The organism is Streptomyces sp. NPDC048560, from assembly GCF_040650955.1.
GTDB lineage: Bacteria > Actinomycetota > Actinomycetes > Streptomycetales > Streptomycetaceae > Streptomyces.
The window spans coordinates 427,435-443,555 of the sequence record NZ_JBEZIJ010000004.1 but is presented as its reverse complement, the minus strand read 5'-3'; the positions used below and the strand labels follow the sequence as shown (position 1 = coordinate 443,555).

General features: G+C 72.2%; 13 protein-coding genes. 6 read left to right on the top strand and 7 right to left on the bottom strand.

The features are described 5' to 3' along the window. The first annotated feature begins 83 nt into the window (after positions 1–83). A complete protein-coding gene (locus AB0C82_RS14770; protein WP_362840834.1) occupies positions 84–983 on the top strand; it encodes a S1 family peptidase in 900 nt (299 codons plus the stop codon). A gap of 172 nt (positions 984–1,155) precedes the next feature. After that, positions 1,156–2,334 carry a S1 family peptidase gene (locus AB0C82_RS14765; RefSeq protein WP_362840831.1) on the top strand — a complete coding sequence of 393 codons (1,179 nt, stop codon included), beginning with the start codon at positions 1,156–1,158 and terminating at the stop codon, positions 2,332–2,334. A gap of 74 nt (positions 2,335–2,408) precedes the next feature. Here the strand turns inward: AB0C82_RS14765 and AB0C82_RS14760 are convergent, their stop codons facing one another. From AB0C82_RS14760 to AB0C82_RS14740, 5 genes are all read right to left on the bottom strand, one after another. Then, positions 2,409–2,906 (bottom strand): phospholipase, encoded by a 498-nt coding sequence (locus tag AB0C82_RS14760; RefSeq protein WP_362840828.1) that lies wholly within the window; start codon positions 2,904–2,906, stop codon positions 2,409–2,411. 189 nt (positions 2,907–3,095) lie between these two features. Beyond that, a complete protein-coding gene (locus AB0C82_RS14755) occupies positions 3,096–3,608 on the bottom strand; it encodes a hypothetical protein (protein WP_362840825.1) in 513 nt (170 codons plus the stop codon). A 66-nt stretch (positions 3,609–3,674) separates the two neighbouring features. Then, entirely contained in the window at positions 3,675–4,916 is a 1,242-nt protein-coding gene (locus AB0C82_RS14750) for a VWA-like domain-containing protein (RefSeq protein ID WP_362840822.1), read from the bottom strand. Then, positions 4,913–6,196: a MoxR family ATPase gene (locus AB0C82_RS14745; protein ID WP_362840819.1), complete on the bottom strand. Its 1,284-nt coding sequence runs from the start codon at positions 6,194–6,196 to the stop codon at positions 4,913–4,915. The genes AB0C82_RS14750 and AB0C82_RS14745 overlap by 4 nt, the downstream gene beginning before the upstream one ends. A 96-nt stretch (positions 6,197–6,292) precedes the next feature. Then, positions 6,293–7,699, bottom strand: a complete 1,407-nt coding sequence (locus AB0C82_RS14740; RefSeq protein ID WP_362840816.1) for a hypothetical protein — start codon at positions 7,697–7,699, stop codon at positions 6,293–6,295. Positions 7,700–7,830: 131 nt separating this feature from the next. On the opposite strand from AB0C82_RS14740, the gene AB0C82_RS14735 reads away from it, so the two are divergent. Further along, positions 7,831–8,664, top strand: a complete 834-nt coding sequence (locus AB0C82_RS14735) for a potassium channel family protein (protein WP_362840813.1) — start codon at positions 7,831–7,833, stop codon at positions 8,662–8,664. 11 nt (positions 8,665–8,675) lie between these two features. Here AB0C82_RS14735 and AB0C82_RS14730 read toward each other — a convergent pair whose 3' ends face one another. Together AB0C82_RS14730 and AB0C82_RS14725 are read right to left on the bottom strand one after the other, a co-directional pair. Next, positions 8,676–9,221 (bottom strand): hypothetical protein, encoded by a 546-nt coding sequence (locus AB0C82_RS14730; protein ID WP_362840810.1) that lies wholly within the window; start codon positions 9,219–9,221, stop codon positions 8,676–8,678. Between the two features lie 87 nt (positions 9,222–9,308). Then, entirely contained in the window at positions 9,309–10,373 is a 1,065-nt protein-coding gene (locus tag AB0C82_RS14725) for a DUF3533 domain-containing protein (protein ID WP_362840807.1), read from the bottom strand. A 166-nt stretch (positions 10,374–10,539) separates the two neighbouring features. Here AB0C82_RS14725 and AB0C82_RS14720 point away from each other — a divergent pair, with 166 nt between their 5' ends. From AB0C82_RS14720 to AB0C82_RS14710, 3 genes are all read left to right on the top strand, one after another. Continuing rightward, the gene (locus AB0C82_RS14720; RefSeq protein WP_362840804.1) at positions 10,540–14,025 is read left to right on the top strand and encodes a DNA polymerase III subunit alpha; all 3,486 of its coding nucleotides are present in this window, start codon (positions 10,540–10,542) and stop codon (positions 14,023–14,025) included. 8 nt (positions 14,026–14,033) lie between these two features. After that, positions 14,034–15,032, top strand: coding sequence for a hypothetical protein (locus AB0C82_RS14715; protein ID WP_362841015.1), 999 nt, complete (start codon positions 14,034–14,036; stop codon positions 15,030–15,032). A 187-nt stretch (positions 15,033–15,219) separates the two neighbouring features. Next, entirely contained in the window at positions 15,220–16,116 is an 897-nt protein-coding gene (locus tag AB0C82_RS14710; RefSeq protein WP_362840801.1) for an alpha/beta fold hydrolase, read from the top strand. Positions 16,117–16,121 lie beyond the last annotated feature (5 nt).

The following is a 16,121-nucleotide window of genomic DNA, read 5'->3' as shown; positions in this document are numbered from 1 at the left end:
TACGGATGTCCCCCTGACTGCGCCTCACGGGTTCCGCCACCCCACAGGCAGGGCCCCCGATCCCCCTCGGGAGGAACGAAAAAGTGAGGATCAAGCGCACCATCCCCCTCAGCGGCATCGCGAGACGGAGCAGGGTCGTCGCCGTCTCGGCCGGCCTCGTCGCCGTCGCGGCACTCGCGGTCCCCTCCGCCAACGCCCAATCCACCGCCACCTTCAGCGCCGGGCAGCTCGGTGCGGCGAGCGAGGCCGTGCTCGAAGCAGATGTGGCGGGCACCGCCTGGAACATCGATCCGGCCACCAAGAGCGTCGTCGTCACCGTGGACAGCACGGTCTCGCAGGCGGAGATCAAGAAGATCAAGGACTCCGCGGGCAGCACCGCCGGAGCCCTGCGGATCGAGCGCACCCCTGGCACCTTCAGCAAACTGATCTCCGGCGGTGACGCGATCTACGCGTCCAGCTGGCGTTGCTCCCTCGGCTTCAACGTCCGCAGCGGCACCACGTACTACTTCCTGACCGCCGGTCACTGCACCGACGGCGCGGGCACCTGGTGGTCGAACTCCGGACGCACCACCGTCCTCGGTACCACATCGGGCTCCAGCTTCCCGACCAACGACTACGGCATCGTGCGGTACACCAACACCTCGGTCACCAAGTCGGGCACGGTCGGCAGCCAGGACATCACCAGTGCGGCCAACGCCACGGTCGGCATGTCCGTCACCCGCCGCGGTTCCACCACCGGCACCCACAGCGGATCCGTCACCGGTCTCAACGCCACCGTCAACTACGGCGGCGGCGACATCGTCTACGGCATGATCCGCACCAACGTGTGCGCGGAGCCCGGCGACTCCGGCGGTCCCCTCTACTCCGGTACCAGGGCGATCGGCCTCACCTCCGGCGGCAGCGGCAACTGCTCGTCCGGCGGCACGACCTTCTTCCAGCCGGTCACCGAAGCACTGAGCGCGTACGGCGTCAGCGTCTACTGACGGCGCGGAACACAGTTGTCAGGAGAAGAGCCCCTGCCCGGTTTTCCGGGCAGGGGCTCTTCGTACGTGACCGGGACGCCCTTCCCGGGCAGCGCGCCCGGCCGTCCGCCGGGGAAGTGAACATAGCGAAACCGAAGCGTCGTCGTCGTGTGTGCGTCCTCGGTTCGACCTTGTGTGCGTTTCACCGCATGGGAATAGTGAGCGCCCCATCCTCCGCGCGGGGACACCCCACTTGCCCCCGCGCGGCCCCACAGGAGGTCGAAAGTTGAAGCATCGACGCATATCCAGGAAGCGCGCACTGACGGCCGGATCGGCCGTCGTCGCCCTGGTCGCGGCCGGAGTCACCCTCCAGACCGCGAACGCGAGTGAGGACACGCCTCGGCCGGCCGTACGCACGCTGACGGCCGGCGCGGCGGGGAAGCTCGCCACCACGCTGGACAAGACCCTGGTCGGCGGGACGGCGGGCGCGTACTACGACGCCGGCACGAAGAGCCTGGTCGTGAACGTCCTGGACCAGGCCGCCGCGGAGCAGGTGCGCACGGCGGGCGGCAAGGCCAGAGTCGTACAGAACTCGGCCGCGGAACTGCTCTCGGCCCGGCAGACACTCACCGACCGGGCCACCATCCCCGGCACCTCCTGGGCGGTCGACCCGGTGAGCAACAAGGTGGTCGTCACCGCCGACCGCACGGTGAAGGGCGCGTCCTGGGACAAGCTCTCCGCCGTGGTCGAGAACCTCGGCGGCAAGGCCGAACTCAACCGCTCCGCAGGGGAGTTCAAGCCGCTGATCGCGGGCGGCGACGCCATCTGGGGCGGCGGCGGGCGCTGCTCGCTCGGCTTCAACGTGGTCAAGGGCGGGGAGCCGTACTTCCTCACCGCCGGGCACTGCACCGAGTCCATCACCAGCTGGTCCGACGCGCAGGGCGGCGCGGAGATCGGCGCGAACGAGGGCTCCAGCTTCCCGGACAACGACTACGGGCTGGTCAAGTACACCTCCGACGTGGAGCACCCGAGCGAGGTCGACCTCTACAACGGTTCCACGCAGCCGATCACCAAGGCGGGCGAGGCGACGGTCGGCATGGCGGTGACCCGGAGCGGCTCCACCACCCAGGTGCACGAGGGTGAGGTCACCGCGCTGGACGCCACGGTCAACTACGGCAACGGCGACATCGTCAACGGGCTCATCCAGACGACGGTCTGCGCCGAGCCGGGCGACAGCGGTGGCTCGCTCTTCTCGGGCGACACCGCGATCGGCCTGACCTCGGGCGGCAGCGGCGACTGCTCCTCGGGCGGCGAGACGTTCTTCCAGCCGGTGCCGGAGGCGCTGGCGGCGTACGGCGCCGAGATCGGCTGATCAGGCCGACGCCACGAACGGGCCCGCCCGCCTCACTCCGTGTGAGGCGGGCGGGCCCTTCCGCCGGTCCGGGGTCAGGCGGCGGGCGCGAGTCTGTCGGGGCTCGCCTTCGCCGGTGCCACTCCGAAGATGTCCACGGCGTGGTAGTACGTCCACGCCGTGCTGTTGCACGAGGTGAGCTTCGCGCCGGTGTAGGCGGCGCACACGCGCTTGAGGTCGGAGTAGAAGGCCGAGTCGAGACGCGACTTGTTGGCGGAGAACGTTCCGGCGGCCTTGTAGTTGCGGTAGCCGAAGTCGTGGCGGGCGCAGGCCGTCTGGAAGGGGAATCCGAAGGGGTTGTCGGGCGAGCTGCTGCAGTAGTCCGTCCCCCAGTCGAAGCCGTACGCGGACCAGGCGCCCTGGTTGTTGCGGGCGGAGTTCCAGGCGTTGTAGCTGGAGAGGCTCGTCTGCGTCCACGAGCTGAGGACCTGGGGCTTGTCCGCGGGGGCGGCCGAGGCGGACGCCGCGGGGAGCAGGGCGAGCGGGAGCGACAGGGCGACCGTGGCGAGCGGGACTGCGAAACGGCGACGCATGGACAACCTCCGACGGATGACAGGGAGTTGGAAACGGCGTTGCTCCCCGCGGGTCTCGCGAGGAGGACCCCAAGAATGACGCCATGTACCTGTCATGCCTAGTCGTTGCGTCAACTGATCGCCGAGAATTGTTCCGGAGGTCGGGCGGCAGTCGCCGAGCGGCCGCCGCCCGCCACGGCGGCACGGGGGTCAGAGGGCCGTCGACTCCAGGTGGTACGTCGTGTCGACCCAGAATCCGTTCGTGGCCCTGGCCTTGATCTCCAGCACGTAGGCGCCCGGAGTCAGCGGGGCGAAGCCGCCCCAGATGCCCCACGCGTAGCGCTGGGTCAGCCCCGTCCTGAACGGCGCCGTGAACTCCCGCAGCGGCAGCGGGACGCTGTTGAGCGACGCGGTGGCCTCCACGACCTTCATGGACTGCGGGACCCTCGCATACGCCCTGGTGTGCTGCATGTTGAGCACCGGGAAGAAGAACGGCCGGTCCGAGGGCACCGCGCAGCGCCGCACCACACGCCCGCCGTAGGTGCCGGCGAGGAACCAGAGGCCGCTCGGCTGCTTCCAGGCCGCGTGTTCGCCCGTCGTGTCACTCACCGGACTGCGGTCGTCAGGGGCGGACAAGGCCCACTTCCACCAGTCGCCCGCCAGCTTCCCGCCCTCTTCGTCGCTCAGCTTCCACGTGCTTCCGACCGACTCCGCACCGCTCATGACGCCCCTCCGCGTGCCGCCCCGACCCGGGGCTCTGTTCGAACAAGCGGACATTACCCGGGGTGATCACCCGATGGTGACCGTGCGCGCCCACTCGGGCGGTGAGTCCGGTACGTAGTCGGGATCGCTCTCGTCCCACGGGGTGCGCTTGTGCGGCCGCGGGAACAGGCCCACCACCGTCCGGCACGGCGGCTGCGCACGCGGCCACCGCGTCTGCCCGTCGGTCAGCACGACGATGACGTCCGGGCGGGGGTTCGCGCGCAGCGCCCTGGCGAAGCCCGTACGCAGATCCGTACCCCCGCCGCCCACCAGCGGGATGCCCTCGCCGCGGCACAGCGGGTGCACGATCCGGGCCGCCGCGTCGCAGGGCAGCACGCTGACCAGGTCGCGGCGGCCACCCACGGCGGCGGAGATCGCGGCGACCTCCAGGAGCGCGCTGCCCAGCTCGGCGTCGCTGACCGATCCCGAGGTGTCGATGACCACCGAGACCCGGGGCGGTCTGCGCCGCAGGCTCGGCAGGACGACGCCGGGCAGCCCGGCCGAGCGCCGCGACGGACGGCCGTAGCTGTAGTCCTCGCCCGCACCGGAGCCGGAGGCGGCCGAGCGCACGGCCGCACCCAGCAACTCCCGCCATGGCTGCGGCGGATGGAACGCCTCCTCCGCCCACCGCTTCCAGCCCTGCGGGGAGCTGCCCGGGCGGCCGGTGATGCCCTGCGCCACCCGGAACCGGACCGCGTCCTGTTCCTGCGCGCTGAGTCCGTGCGCGCCGTCCGGCCCCAGGTCCCACTCCCGGTCCAGCCCGTCGGCGCCGCTGCCGCAGTCCAGCCAGGCGAACCGCTGCGTGTACGGCCCGAGCCTGAACTGCCGGACGTAGTCCTCCATGAGCTCACCCTCGGCGAGCCCCAGAGCGCTCGGCTCGACAGCGCCCTCGGGTCGGACCAGCCCGTCACCGAACACGTCGTCGTTGATCTCGCAGTCGGCCGCGATGTTCATCCGCAGCCGGTCACCGGGCCCGGTCAGCCCGAGGACCCGGGCGGCCCGGTCGCCGCGTCCGTGGTGGTCGCGCAGCAGGTGCGACACCTCGTGGACCCACACACCGGCCAGTTCCTCCACCGGGGTCGCGTCCACGAACGCGGGCGAGACGTAGCACCGCCAGTGCCGGTCGACCGCCATCGTCGGTACCTGCCGCGACTCCACGGTGTGCAGGGCGAACAGCGCCGTCGCGAGGTAGGGCCGGGCCCGGGCGGCGTGCAGCCGGGCGGCGAAGAGCTTGTCGAGGTCCAGTGCCCCCGGCGCGTCCGGGGTCACCGGCCCGCCTTGGCGGCGACCGCGATGCGGGCCGTGGCACGGTCGGCAGCCCGGTCCGCCCGCCGGGACAGCGACACCACGCCGGCGAGCTGTTCGATCGAAGCCGGAACATCCCAGTCCTCCTGGCGCAGCGCGGCGAGTGTGGTCGCGGGGACGACCACCAGGTCCGGGGCTCCGGTCTCCAGCGCCCGCACCAGCAGAGCCCAGGCGGCGTCCCAGCGGGGCTTGTCCGGGCGGTTGCGCACCGCCGCCACCACGCCGTCGAGCGTGGCCTGCCGCAGATCCCCCCGCTCGGGCAGCTCGCCAGCCGCCGGGTCGGCGAGCAGGCTCTCGGGGTCCGGAAGGTCCATCCGGTCCAGGCTCGCCAGCAGTTCGAGGCCGGGGCCGTCGCCCACGGTGCCCCTGATCAGCAGGGAGAGCACGTCGCGTGAGGAGCCGGCCGCGGTCGCGAAGGCGATGAGGTTCAGCGTCATGTCCCAGCTCCGGGGCGAGGGCCAGGCGCCGCCGCGACGGGCTTCGCTGCTGGGCAGCTGATGCACGAGCTTGGGGCGGACGGCGAGGAGTCCGCACACCGCGCGCCGGGCGAAGTCCACGGCGTGCGCCAGCTTTCCGGGGTCGAGCCGGGGCATCGCCGCCCGCGGCCAGGTCCCGCCGAGGCCGCGCACCACGACCTCGTGGTCGTGCGTCCACCGCAGATGGACGAACCGGTTGGCCAGCGGAGGACTCAGCTCCCAGCCGTCCGCGGCCGAGGACCGCGGGTTGGCGGCGGCCACGATCCGTACGCCGGGAGGCAGTTGGAGCGAACCGATCCGCCGTTCCAGTACGAGACGGAGCAGCGCGGCCTGGACGGCCGGGGGAGCGGTGGACAGCTCGTCGAGGAACAGCAGCCCCCGCCCGGCCCGCACCAGCCGGACCGCCCAGTCCGGCGGGGCCATCGGGACGCCCTGTTCCGCCGGATCGTCACCGACGACCGGCAGCCCCGAGAAGTCGGACGGCTCGTGCACGCTGGCGATGACGGTGGTCAGCGGAAGGTCCAGCGACGCGGCGAGCTGGGTCAGGGCCGCGGTCTTGCCGATGCCCGGCTCGCCCCACAGGAGGACGGGCAGGTCGGCGGCCACCGCCAGGGTCAGCGCCTCCAGCTGGTCGTCGGGGCGGAGTTCGGTGGTGGTGTCGCGCAGCAGCGCCGTCAGCTCTCCCGCGATGTCGAGCTGGGAGGCGTGAGCGGATGCGGCGGGGGATTCGAGGGTTCCGGGCAGGGCGAACGGGGTGCGTGTGGGCATGAGTGATCACCTTTTGGAGTCGCGGGAGGAGTCGCGGGAGGAGAAGAGGGAGGAAGGGAGGAGGGGGCGGTGGGGCAGGTGGGGCGTCGTACCGGCTCAGGCCGTAGCTGCCCGGTGGCGGGATTCGGTCCGGCGCGGGCGCGGGAGGCGGTCGGGGACATGCGTGCGGTCAGGGCCGTGGCGCCCGGGCCCGGGACCGACCAGGCCGGCCCTGAACAGCCCGTAGGTGATCCGCCGTCGCGCGGCCGCCTCCAGCTCGTCCCGCAGAGCGCCGGCGCGCAGCACCGCGCCGGGGCCGAGCAGACCCTCGACGACGGCCAGTGCCCCGGCGATGTCGCCGTGGTCCAGCCGCCCCCGTACACCGGCGAGGCAGTCCGGACGGCGGTGCGCCTCGTCGATGGCCTGGAGGCAGGGCAGTGGAGTGCCGGTCAGCGCGACCAGCAGCTCTTCCCGGCGGATCTCGACCGGATCGTGGTCCAGCGGGGCCAGGACCCCGTCGACCAGACCGATCCGGTGCTGATGGCCCCGGCAGTCCACGAGATGCGGGTGCCCCGCCCGGTCCGGCGCCCGGGACGGAGCCGACGGCTCATGGCCCGGTACGAGTGCCGAGGCGACCAGCGGGTGCAACCGGTCGGCGTCGATCGCACCGCCGCGCAGGAGCTCCAGGTCGGGCAGGACCCAGGTCGCCGCGTCGGGCAGGACGGGTGGCATCGGGACGTCGCCGTCCGCGGCCGACGAGACCCGAAGACGGGGTGTCGCGGGATCGTCCGGGTCCCTGAACAGGTCGAGGAGCAGCCGGTGGCGACCGCTGAACCGCACGGCGACGGTACCGGTGCACCGGCCCTCGGCACGGAGGAGCAGTTCCGCCTCGGCGGCCCACCGCTCGACGGCGCAACTGCGTCCCGGCGGTACCAGTTGCAGGAGATCAGGATGGTGTCCGGGCGGACAGCCGGCCCCGGCCCGGACCCGCAGCTCGTCGGTCCTGCGCGCGTCCCACAGATGACGGTGCAGGTCCAGACGGAACCGCCGGCTCGGACGGGGGTGCGGATGGCGACGCGTACCGGCGTCGGAGCGCGAGCCGTCCCACAGCGCGAGGCTGATCCGCTGACCGGCATCCGCCCAGGCGGGAGCGGTCCGGACCACGAGGTGCACCGGATGCGCGCCTTCGTCGGGCCCGGCGTCGTCGTACCGGGCCAGTGCGAGGGTCAGTCCCGGCCGCAGAAGGCCGTGCGGCGCGATTCTCGGAAGATGCCAGCGCAGCAGGTCGGGGACCAACTGCCGTAGATCGGCCCGGAGTCGGGCGGAGAGGTCCTGGCCGTGGGTACGTGCCACGGCCCGAAGGCTGAGATCGACATCGACGCCTGCGGCGGCGCACGCTCCTGCCCAGTCCCCGGTGGAACGACGGGCGGTCGCAGTATCGATCATGGAGGGCGGCACGGCGAACTCTCGCACGCGCGGCCAGAAGGAAGGGAGGGAGTTCCCCGTCGCGTTCCCGATGAGCATCAGCACTCACCTTGCGCGGACGGGTCCCCCAATCTGATTACGGATCGAGTGGTCATCGTGGGGGAGCATAACGTCCGGCCCCGCGGTCTGCCAGGTATTTCCGGCCGGATTCCGCTCCTTACGATGACTCCATGAGAAGCACGGAGACGACGGAGAAGGAATCCGGGGACGCGACGGGAGGGGACGCGACGGGAGCCGAGCAGCGCTGGGAGCGACGCACCCAGTTGCCGTTGCTCGTACTGGCCCTCCTGTTCGCCGTCGCGTACGCCGTGCCCGTCATGGCGCCCGGCGCGGGCGAGGTGACGCTGCGGCTGTGCCGGGGCGTGGAGTGGGTGGTGTGGGGCGCCTTCGCCGTCGACTACGCCGTGCGGCTCCTGCTCGCGCCCGAACGCTGGCAGTTCGTACGCCGTCATCCGCTGGCCCTGATCGCCGTGCTGCTGCCGATGGTGCAGCCGCTGCGACTGCTCCGGCTGGTGTCCACCCTGCTGCTGGCCGGGCAGCGGGCCCGGATGGCCTCGCAGGTGCAGCTGACCACCTACGTGGCCGGATCGTGCGTGGGCCTGCTCATGTTCGGCTCGCTCGCGGTGCTGGAGGTCGAGAGGGACTCCCCCGACGGCACCATCAAGACCCTGGGCGACGCGGTGTGGTGGTCCTTCACCACGATGACGACCGTCGGCTACGGCGACTTCGCCCCGACCACCGGTCTGGGCCGGATGCTCGCGGTCGGCCTGATGCTGTCGGGCATCGCGCTGCTGGGTGTGGTCACGGCGAACATCGCGGCCTGGTTCATCTCCCGCTTCGAGAGCGACAGCGCCGTGGACCGTATGCAGACGGAGGCCATCATCGCACTCACGGCTGAGGTACGGGCGCTGCGCGCGGAGGTCACGGAACTCTCCGCCACGCGGGACCGGGTACCGGCACCGGGCGGCCCGGCGGACGCGCCCCGCTCGACGTCCTCCGCCTGACCGGGGCCGGCTCAGGGCCGCCGGCGAGGAGCGCTGTCGTCCGGGGTGTGCGGGCTCGCGAAGTGGAACGGGACCGAGAGGCGGGCCGACAGGGCTTTCCCGGCCCGGTCCGCCGCGACCGCCGCCGGGTGGCGCGCACCACGGTCCTCGTCACCGAGGTAGCGCACGGCGGCGTCCCGGCAGATGGTGGCCAGTCGTTGCTCGCCCGCCGGCTCGGAGGTCACGGCGACCAGGTCCACGAACCAGTCGTGGACGGTGTCCCCGTCCCATACCGCCTCGATCGCCACTACGCGTCCTGGGGCACCGGCCGCCCGGGCGGCGAGTGACTCCAGGTCGAGCGGACTGTCGGGGGTGCGGGCTATGGCCTCACCGAAGTGGACGTAGCGCTCGTGGACGACGACTTGGGCGTCGTTCAGGCCAAGTCCCTGAGCGCGGCCGGCTTCCCAGACGAGTCGGATCGCCTGGAAGCGCGCGTCCTGGAGGACGTATCCGTCGGCCTGTCGTCGGATACCGGCCGGGAGCAGTTCCCACCACTCGGCTGCCGTGGTGTCCGCCATCGTGAATCTGCCCCTTCTCCGTGCGGCCTCACAACAGGCCTCCCCGGAGCCCCGCTCTACGTACGTGCTGCCAGTGGTCCGGTGGCCTCAGGCGGCGGTCGGACCGCCGGGCGCCGTGCCGGTGGCCGAGTCGGCGGTGGGGGTTCCGTCGTGCGTGTCGGCCGGCTTGCGGCGCATCGACAGGAGCAGGGTGAGGGCCGTGCCCGCGACGGCCCAGGCGGAGAGCACCAGCAGCGGGCCGGTGAGTGCGTTGCCCTTGAAGTAGGCGATCGAGCGGGCCGACCAGGTGCCCGCTCCCGGGGGCAGTGCCGGGCCGATCGCACGCCAGAAGTCGGGCAGCATCGGGAGCGGGAAGGCGCCGCCCGCGCTCGGGTTGCCCGCGATCACGATGATCAGGACCGCCAGGCCGATACCGATGATGCCGGTGAGGGCCTCCAGGGCGAGGGTGGTCATGCCGACCGCGAAGACGACCAGTGCTCCCAGGCCCCACAGCCCCCACACGCTGCCGGGCAGTGCGCCGAGTACCGGTCCGATGATGACCGCGCCGCCGATTCCGCCCGCGATCGCGTACAGCGCCATGGTGGCGGTCCTGATCAGCGCGCGCTGCGGGTTGGCGGGCTTGGTGCCCGCGCTGATCGCCAGGATCGAGGCGCAGAGGTAGCCGCCGACGCACCAGCCCACCACGAGGTAGAAGGACGAGAGCCCGTCGAAGTCGTCCGGGGAGGCCGGGGCCACGTCGACGGTCCTGACCGTGCGGCGCTGGGTCGCGTCGACCTTCTCCATGATCCTCGTCAGGGAGTCGGCCAGGACGGTGCCGCCGCCGGAGGCGACGAGCACGGTGTCGGTGGTGCCGGTGGGATCGACGATCAGGGCGCCGTCGATGTCGCGGTTCATGATCTGTTCGCGGGCCTCGGCCGCGTCGTCGGCCGGGCGGGGATCCAGCGGGCCGCCGGGGAGCGCGTCGAGCCGGGTGACGAGCTGCTCCGAGATCTGCGGGGGTGCGACCACGGCGAAGGGGACGTCCGTCGGCTCGGGTCTGTGCAGCGCCCCGACGTAGGACGCGATGAACAGCAGTTGCAGCGCGAGCACGCCCAGGACGAGCAGTGCGGCTCGTGGAGTGACGGCGTTCTTCACCTCGTCGACGAAAGTCATGTCCCCACGGTCCGGGCGGCCCGGTGTTCGCGCAGGCGGGAGGGGACCGGATGGCCTAGGTGAACGGGACCGGTGACACCTGCCCCGGTTATCGTACGAGTGTTCGAACATGGTCTATGGTGGAGAGAGAGGGGGTGGCGAGTACGGATCGGTCCAGGAGGTGCGGATGCCAGGGTTCACGCATCTGCACACCGTGTCCGGGTTCTCCCTGCGGTACGGGGCCTCGCACCCGGAGCGGCTGGCCGAGCGCGCCGCCGAGCGCGGGATGGACGCCCTCGCGCTGACCGACCGCGACACCCTCGCGGGCGCGGTCCGCTTCGCCAAGGCGTGCGGGCGGGCCGGGGTGCGGCCGCTGTTCGGGGTGGACCTCGCGGTGGCGCGGCGTACGGCGGATGACGGCCGCGCGCATCGGCGGACACCGGCCCGCGGTGGCGCCTTCGTCGAAGAATCCGCACCCCGGGTCACCTTTCTCGCCCGGGACGGCGCCCAGGGCTGGGCCGAGCTGTGCCGGCTCGTCACCGCCGCCCATGCCGCGCCGGCCGGTCCGCCGGCCCCGCCCACCGGTGCGGGGCAGCCCCTGGTCGGCTGGTCCGAACTGCCCGCCGAAGGGCTCACCGTGCTGCTCGGACCCGACTCCGAGGTGGGCAGGGCGCTCTCCGCCGGACGGCCGGACCTGGCCGCCGCGCTGCTCGCGCCCTGGCGCGAGATCTACGGGGACGGCCTGCGCCTCGAAGCCGTCCACCACGGCAGGGAGGGCACCGGCCCCGGCTCGCTGCGGCTCGCCGCCCGCACCGTCGGCTTCGCCGCGGACCAGGGGGTACGGGCCGTGCTGACCAACGCCGTCCGGTACGCCGACGCCGGGCAGAACCGGATCGCCGACGTGCTCGACGCCGCCCGCGGACTCGTCCCGGTCGACCCGCGCCGCTCTCCCCTCGACAGCGGGGAACGCTGGCTCAAGGACGCCCGTGCGATGGCGGAGACCGCCGGGCGGATCACCGCCGCCGCCGGCCTCGGGCCGGGCGCGGGGGCGGCGCTGCTCGCCGAGACCCGTCGTACGGCCGACGCCTGCCGTGTCGACCCCGCCGGTGACCTCGGGATCGGCGCGGTGCACTTCCCCGAACCGCACCTCGTCGGCGCGGGGCGGCGCACCGCCCAGCGCGTGCTGGCCTCCCGGGCCGCCGCGGGCATGGTGCTGCGCGGCCTGGACCGCAGGCGTGACTACTGGGAGCGGATGCACCAGGAGCTGGACATCATCGCCTACCACGGCTTCGCCTCGTACTTCCTGACGGTCGCTCAAATCGTCGATGACATAAGGGACATGGGTGTCCGCGTCGCCGCCCGTGGCTCCGGTGCGGGTTCCCTGGTCAACCATCTCCTCGGCATCGCGCACGCCGACCCGGTCGAGCACGGGCTGCTCATGGAGCGCTTCCTCTCCACGCGGCGCTTCGTGCTGCCCGACATCGACATCGATGTGGAGTCGGCCCGGCGCCTCGACGTCTACCGCGCGATCATCGGGCGCTTCGGCACCGAGCGGGTCGCGACCGTCGCCATGCCCGAGACCTACCGGGTGCGCCACGCGATCCGGGACGTCGGGGCCGCGCTCTCCATGGACCCGGCCGAGACCGACCGGCTGGCCAAGGCGTTCCCGCACGTCAGGGCCCGTGACGCCCGTGCCGCCATGGAGGAGCTGCCCGAGCTGCGGCAGGTCGCGGCGGACCGGGAGAAGTACGGGCGGCTGTGGGAGCTGGTGGAGGGACTCGACGCCCTGCCGCGCGGCATCGCCATGCACCCGTGCGGGGTGCTCCTCTCGGATGCCACGCTGCTGCGCCGCACCCCGGTGATGCCCACCAGCGGCGAAAGCTTCCCGATGGCCCAGTTCGACAAGGAGGACGTGGAGGATCTCGGGCTGCTCAAACTCGATGTGCTGGGTGTACGGATGCAGTCGGCGATGGCGCACGCGGTCACCGAACTGAAGCGGGCCTCGGGGCATGAGCTCGACCTGGACGCCGTGCCGCCGGACGACCCGGAGACGTACCGGCTGATCAGGACCGCCGAGACACTGGGCTGCTTCCAGATCGAGTCGCCCGGCCAGCGCGATCTGGTCGGCAGGCTCCAGCCCGCCACCTTCCACGACCTCGTGGTCGACATCTCGCTGTTCCGGCCGGGGCCGGTCGCCGCCGACATGGTGCGGCCGTTCATCGAGGCCAGGCACGGCCGTGCGCCCGTCCGCTATCCGCACCCCGACCTGGAAGGGCCGCTGCGCGAGACGTACGGAGTGGTCGTCTTCCACGAGCAGATCATCCAGATGGTCGACATCATGACCGGCTGCGGCCGGGGCGAGGCGGACCGGGTGAGGCGCGGGCTCTCCGACCCCGAGTCGCAGCGGCGCGTCAAGGTGTGGTTCGCGCAGCGGGCGTCGGAGAAGGGCTACGGCATCGAGGTGATCGCCCGGGCCTGGGAGATCATCGAGGCGTTCGGTTCGTACGGATTCTGCAAGGCGCACGCGGTCGCCTTCGCCGTACCCACCTATCAGTCGGCCTGGCTCAAGGCCCATCACCCGGCCGCCTTCTACGCCGGGCTGCTCACGCACGACCCGGGAATGTATCCGAAACGGCTGCTGCTCGCGGACGCGCGGCGGCGCGGGGTGCCCGTGCTGCCACTGGACGTGAACAGGTCGGCCGCCACTCATAGAATCGAACTGACGTCCGATGGGAAGGGTGGGGCCGAGGTCTGGGGACTGCGGCTGGCGCTCTCGGACGTCCACGGGATCAGTGAGGCCGAGGTCGCCAGGATCGAGGCCGGGCAGCCCTACGGCTCGCTGCTGGACTTCTGGCAGCGGGCCCGGCCCGGCAGGCCGGCCGCCGAACGGCTGGCCAAGGTGGGCGCGTTGGACGCCTTCGGCGCCAACCGCCGTGACCTGCTGCTGCACCTCTCCGAGCTCCACCGTGCCCAGCGGAGCTCGGGGCCGGGAGCCCGGGATGCGCAGCTGCCGCTCGGGGACGGCCGGCGTACCGGCTCCATCGGCCTGCCCGACCTCAACGAGGCGGAACGCCTCAGCGCCGAACTCGGCGTGCTCAGCATGGATGTGTCCCGCCATCTGATGGGAGACCACCACGCGTTCCTGGAGGAGCTGGGCGCGGTCTCCGCGAAACGGCTGAGGGAGGCGCGGCACGGGGAGACCGTGCTGGTCGCGGGCGCCAAGGCCGCCACGCAGACCCCGCCGGTCCGCTCCGGCCGCCGGGTCATCTTCACCACTTTGGACGACGGTACGGGCCTGGTCGACCTGGCCTTCTTCGACGACAGTCATGCCGCCTGCGCGCACACCGTCTTCCACTCCTGGCTGCTGCTGGTGCGCGGGGTGGTGCAGCGGCGCGGGCCGCGGAGCATGAGCGTGGTGGGCGCGGCGGCCTGGAATCTGGCGGAGCTGGCCGAGCTGCGGCGTACCGGCGGACTCGACGCGGTCGCGGCGAGGCTCGCGGAGGAGCCGGCGGGGGAGGCCGCTCCGCGGGAGTCCGCTCCCGAGGGCGACGGCCGTCGCATCCAGATGTCCACCGGTTACGAGATGAACCCCTGGGCCGACCTCCAGCCCGCCGGTGAAGGGGAGCCCACAGGAAGGAAGTTGTGGCACCAGAGCTCCGGGAGCGCGGGATGAGCGGCACGATGAGCGAACAGCCGTCGGTCCTGTGCCTGCGCTTTCGCCGGATCGGCGGAGGACTTCCGGACAGCGCGGGGTACGAGGGACTGATCGCCCTCCTAGGCGCGTTCACCCCGGTCGTCGAGGCCGCGCCGCCCGATGCGGCACTCGCCGATGTGAGCGGCGCGCTGCGCTACTTCGGGCAGGACGTGACCGGCCTGGCCTCGGTGATCCGGGTCCGCGCACTCGCCCTGCACGGCGTGGACTGCGCGATCGGGGCGGCCGTCAACCCGATGCTGGCCAGGATGGCGGCGCGGCAGGCGGCGCCGGGTACGACCTTCGTGGTGCCAGGGGACGGGGTCGCCGCATTCCTCGCGGACAGGCCCGCCGCCGCACTGGACGGAGTCGGGACGGCCACGGCGCGCACCCTGTGCGGGTACGGGCTGGACTCCGTCGGCCGGATCGCCGCCGCGCCGCTCGCCACCGTGCAACGGATCACCGGCGTGCGGACCGGGCGCGAGCTGTGGGAGCGGGCGAACGGCATCGACCGGACGCGGGTCGTGCCGAACGCCGCCGCCCGGTCGATCGCCGCCGAGCGGTCCTTCCCCCGCGACGAGCTGGATCCGGAACAGCACCGCCGCGCGCTCCTCTCGCTCACCGAGGAACTGGGCACCCGGCTGCGCACGGAGGGGCAGGTGTGCCGCGCGCTCGCGGTCACCGTGCGCTACGCCGCCCGTACCGGATACGCGACGCTGACCCGCAGCCGCACACTCCGCGAACCCACCGCCCACTCGGTGGAGCTCGCCGGACTCGCGTACCGCATCCAGGACTCGCTGGGGCTCCAGCGTGCCCGGGTGCGGGGGATCGCGCTGCGGGCCGAGGGGCTGTACGAGGCGGAGCGGGCGGCCCATCAGCTCACCTTCGACCCGGTGGACGAACGGGCGCGGCGCATCGAGGAGGTGTCGGACCGGCTGCGCGCCAGGTTCGGCCCGGACGCGGTGAAGCCGGGGCGCCTCGCCGCCTGAACTCGGCTGAACCCGCCTGAACCCGCCTGTTGTCAGGGCACTTTGATGTGACGTCAGTTTTTACCGACGCGTAACTTCCCCCGCTACCTTACCCGCGCGTAATTTGGCATGAGCACATAACTCTTGTGGTCCGGGCCACAGGGCGCACAGACATCGCAACTCCCTTGAGCCGCAAGGAGAACACACGATGCTGCCCTGGAAACGTCCCGGACGCACCCCCCGTGCGCGCCGGACGATCACCGCGCTGCTCCTGGTCGTCGCAGCCTTCGCCGCCCCCACGGCGACCGCGACCGCCGCCACCCCCACAGCCGAGGCCACCACGGCATCCCGTGGCTGGAACGACTACACCTGCAAGCCCTCCGCAGCCCATCCCCGCCCCGTCGTCCTGGTCCACGGCACGTTCGGGAACTCGGTCGACAACTGGCTCGTCCTCGCCCCCTACCTCGTCAACCGGGGATACTGCGTCTTCTCCCTCGACTACGGGCAGCTCCCGGGCGTCCCGTTCTTCCACGGGCTCGGCCCGATCGACAAGTCGGCGGGACAGCTCGCCGTGTTCGTCGACAAGGTGCTCGCCTCCACCGGAGCGCCCAAGGCCGACCTGGTGGGCCACTCGCAGGGCGGCATGATGCCGAACTACTACCTGAAGTTCCTCGGCGGCGCCGCGAAGGTGAACGCCCTCGTCGGCCTCGCGCCCGACAACCACGGCACCACCCTCCTCGGGCTGACCAAACTGCTGCCGTACTTCCCGGGCGCCGAGGACCTGCTCTCCGCCGCCACCCCCGGCCTCGCCGACCAGGTGGCCGGGTCCGCGTTCATGACCAAACTCAACGCGCTCCCCGACACCGTGCCCGGGGTGCGCTACACCGTCATCGCGACCCGGTACGACGAGGTGGTGACCCCGTACCGCACGCAGTACCTGGACGGACCGAACGTACGCAACGTCCTGCTCCAGGACCTGTGTGCGGTCGACCTCTCCGAGCACGTGGCGATCGGGACCATCGACCGGATCGCGTTCCACGAGGTGGAGAACGCCCTCGATCCGGCGCACGCCACCCCGACGGACTGCCTCTCGGTGATCGGCTGACCCCG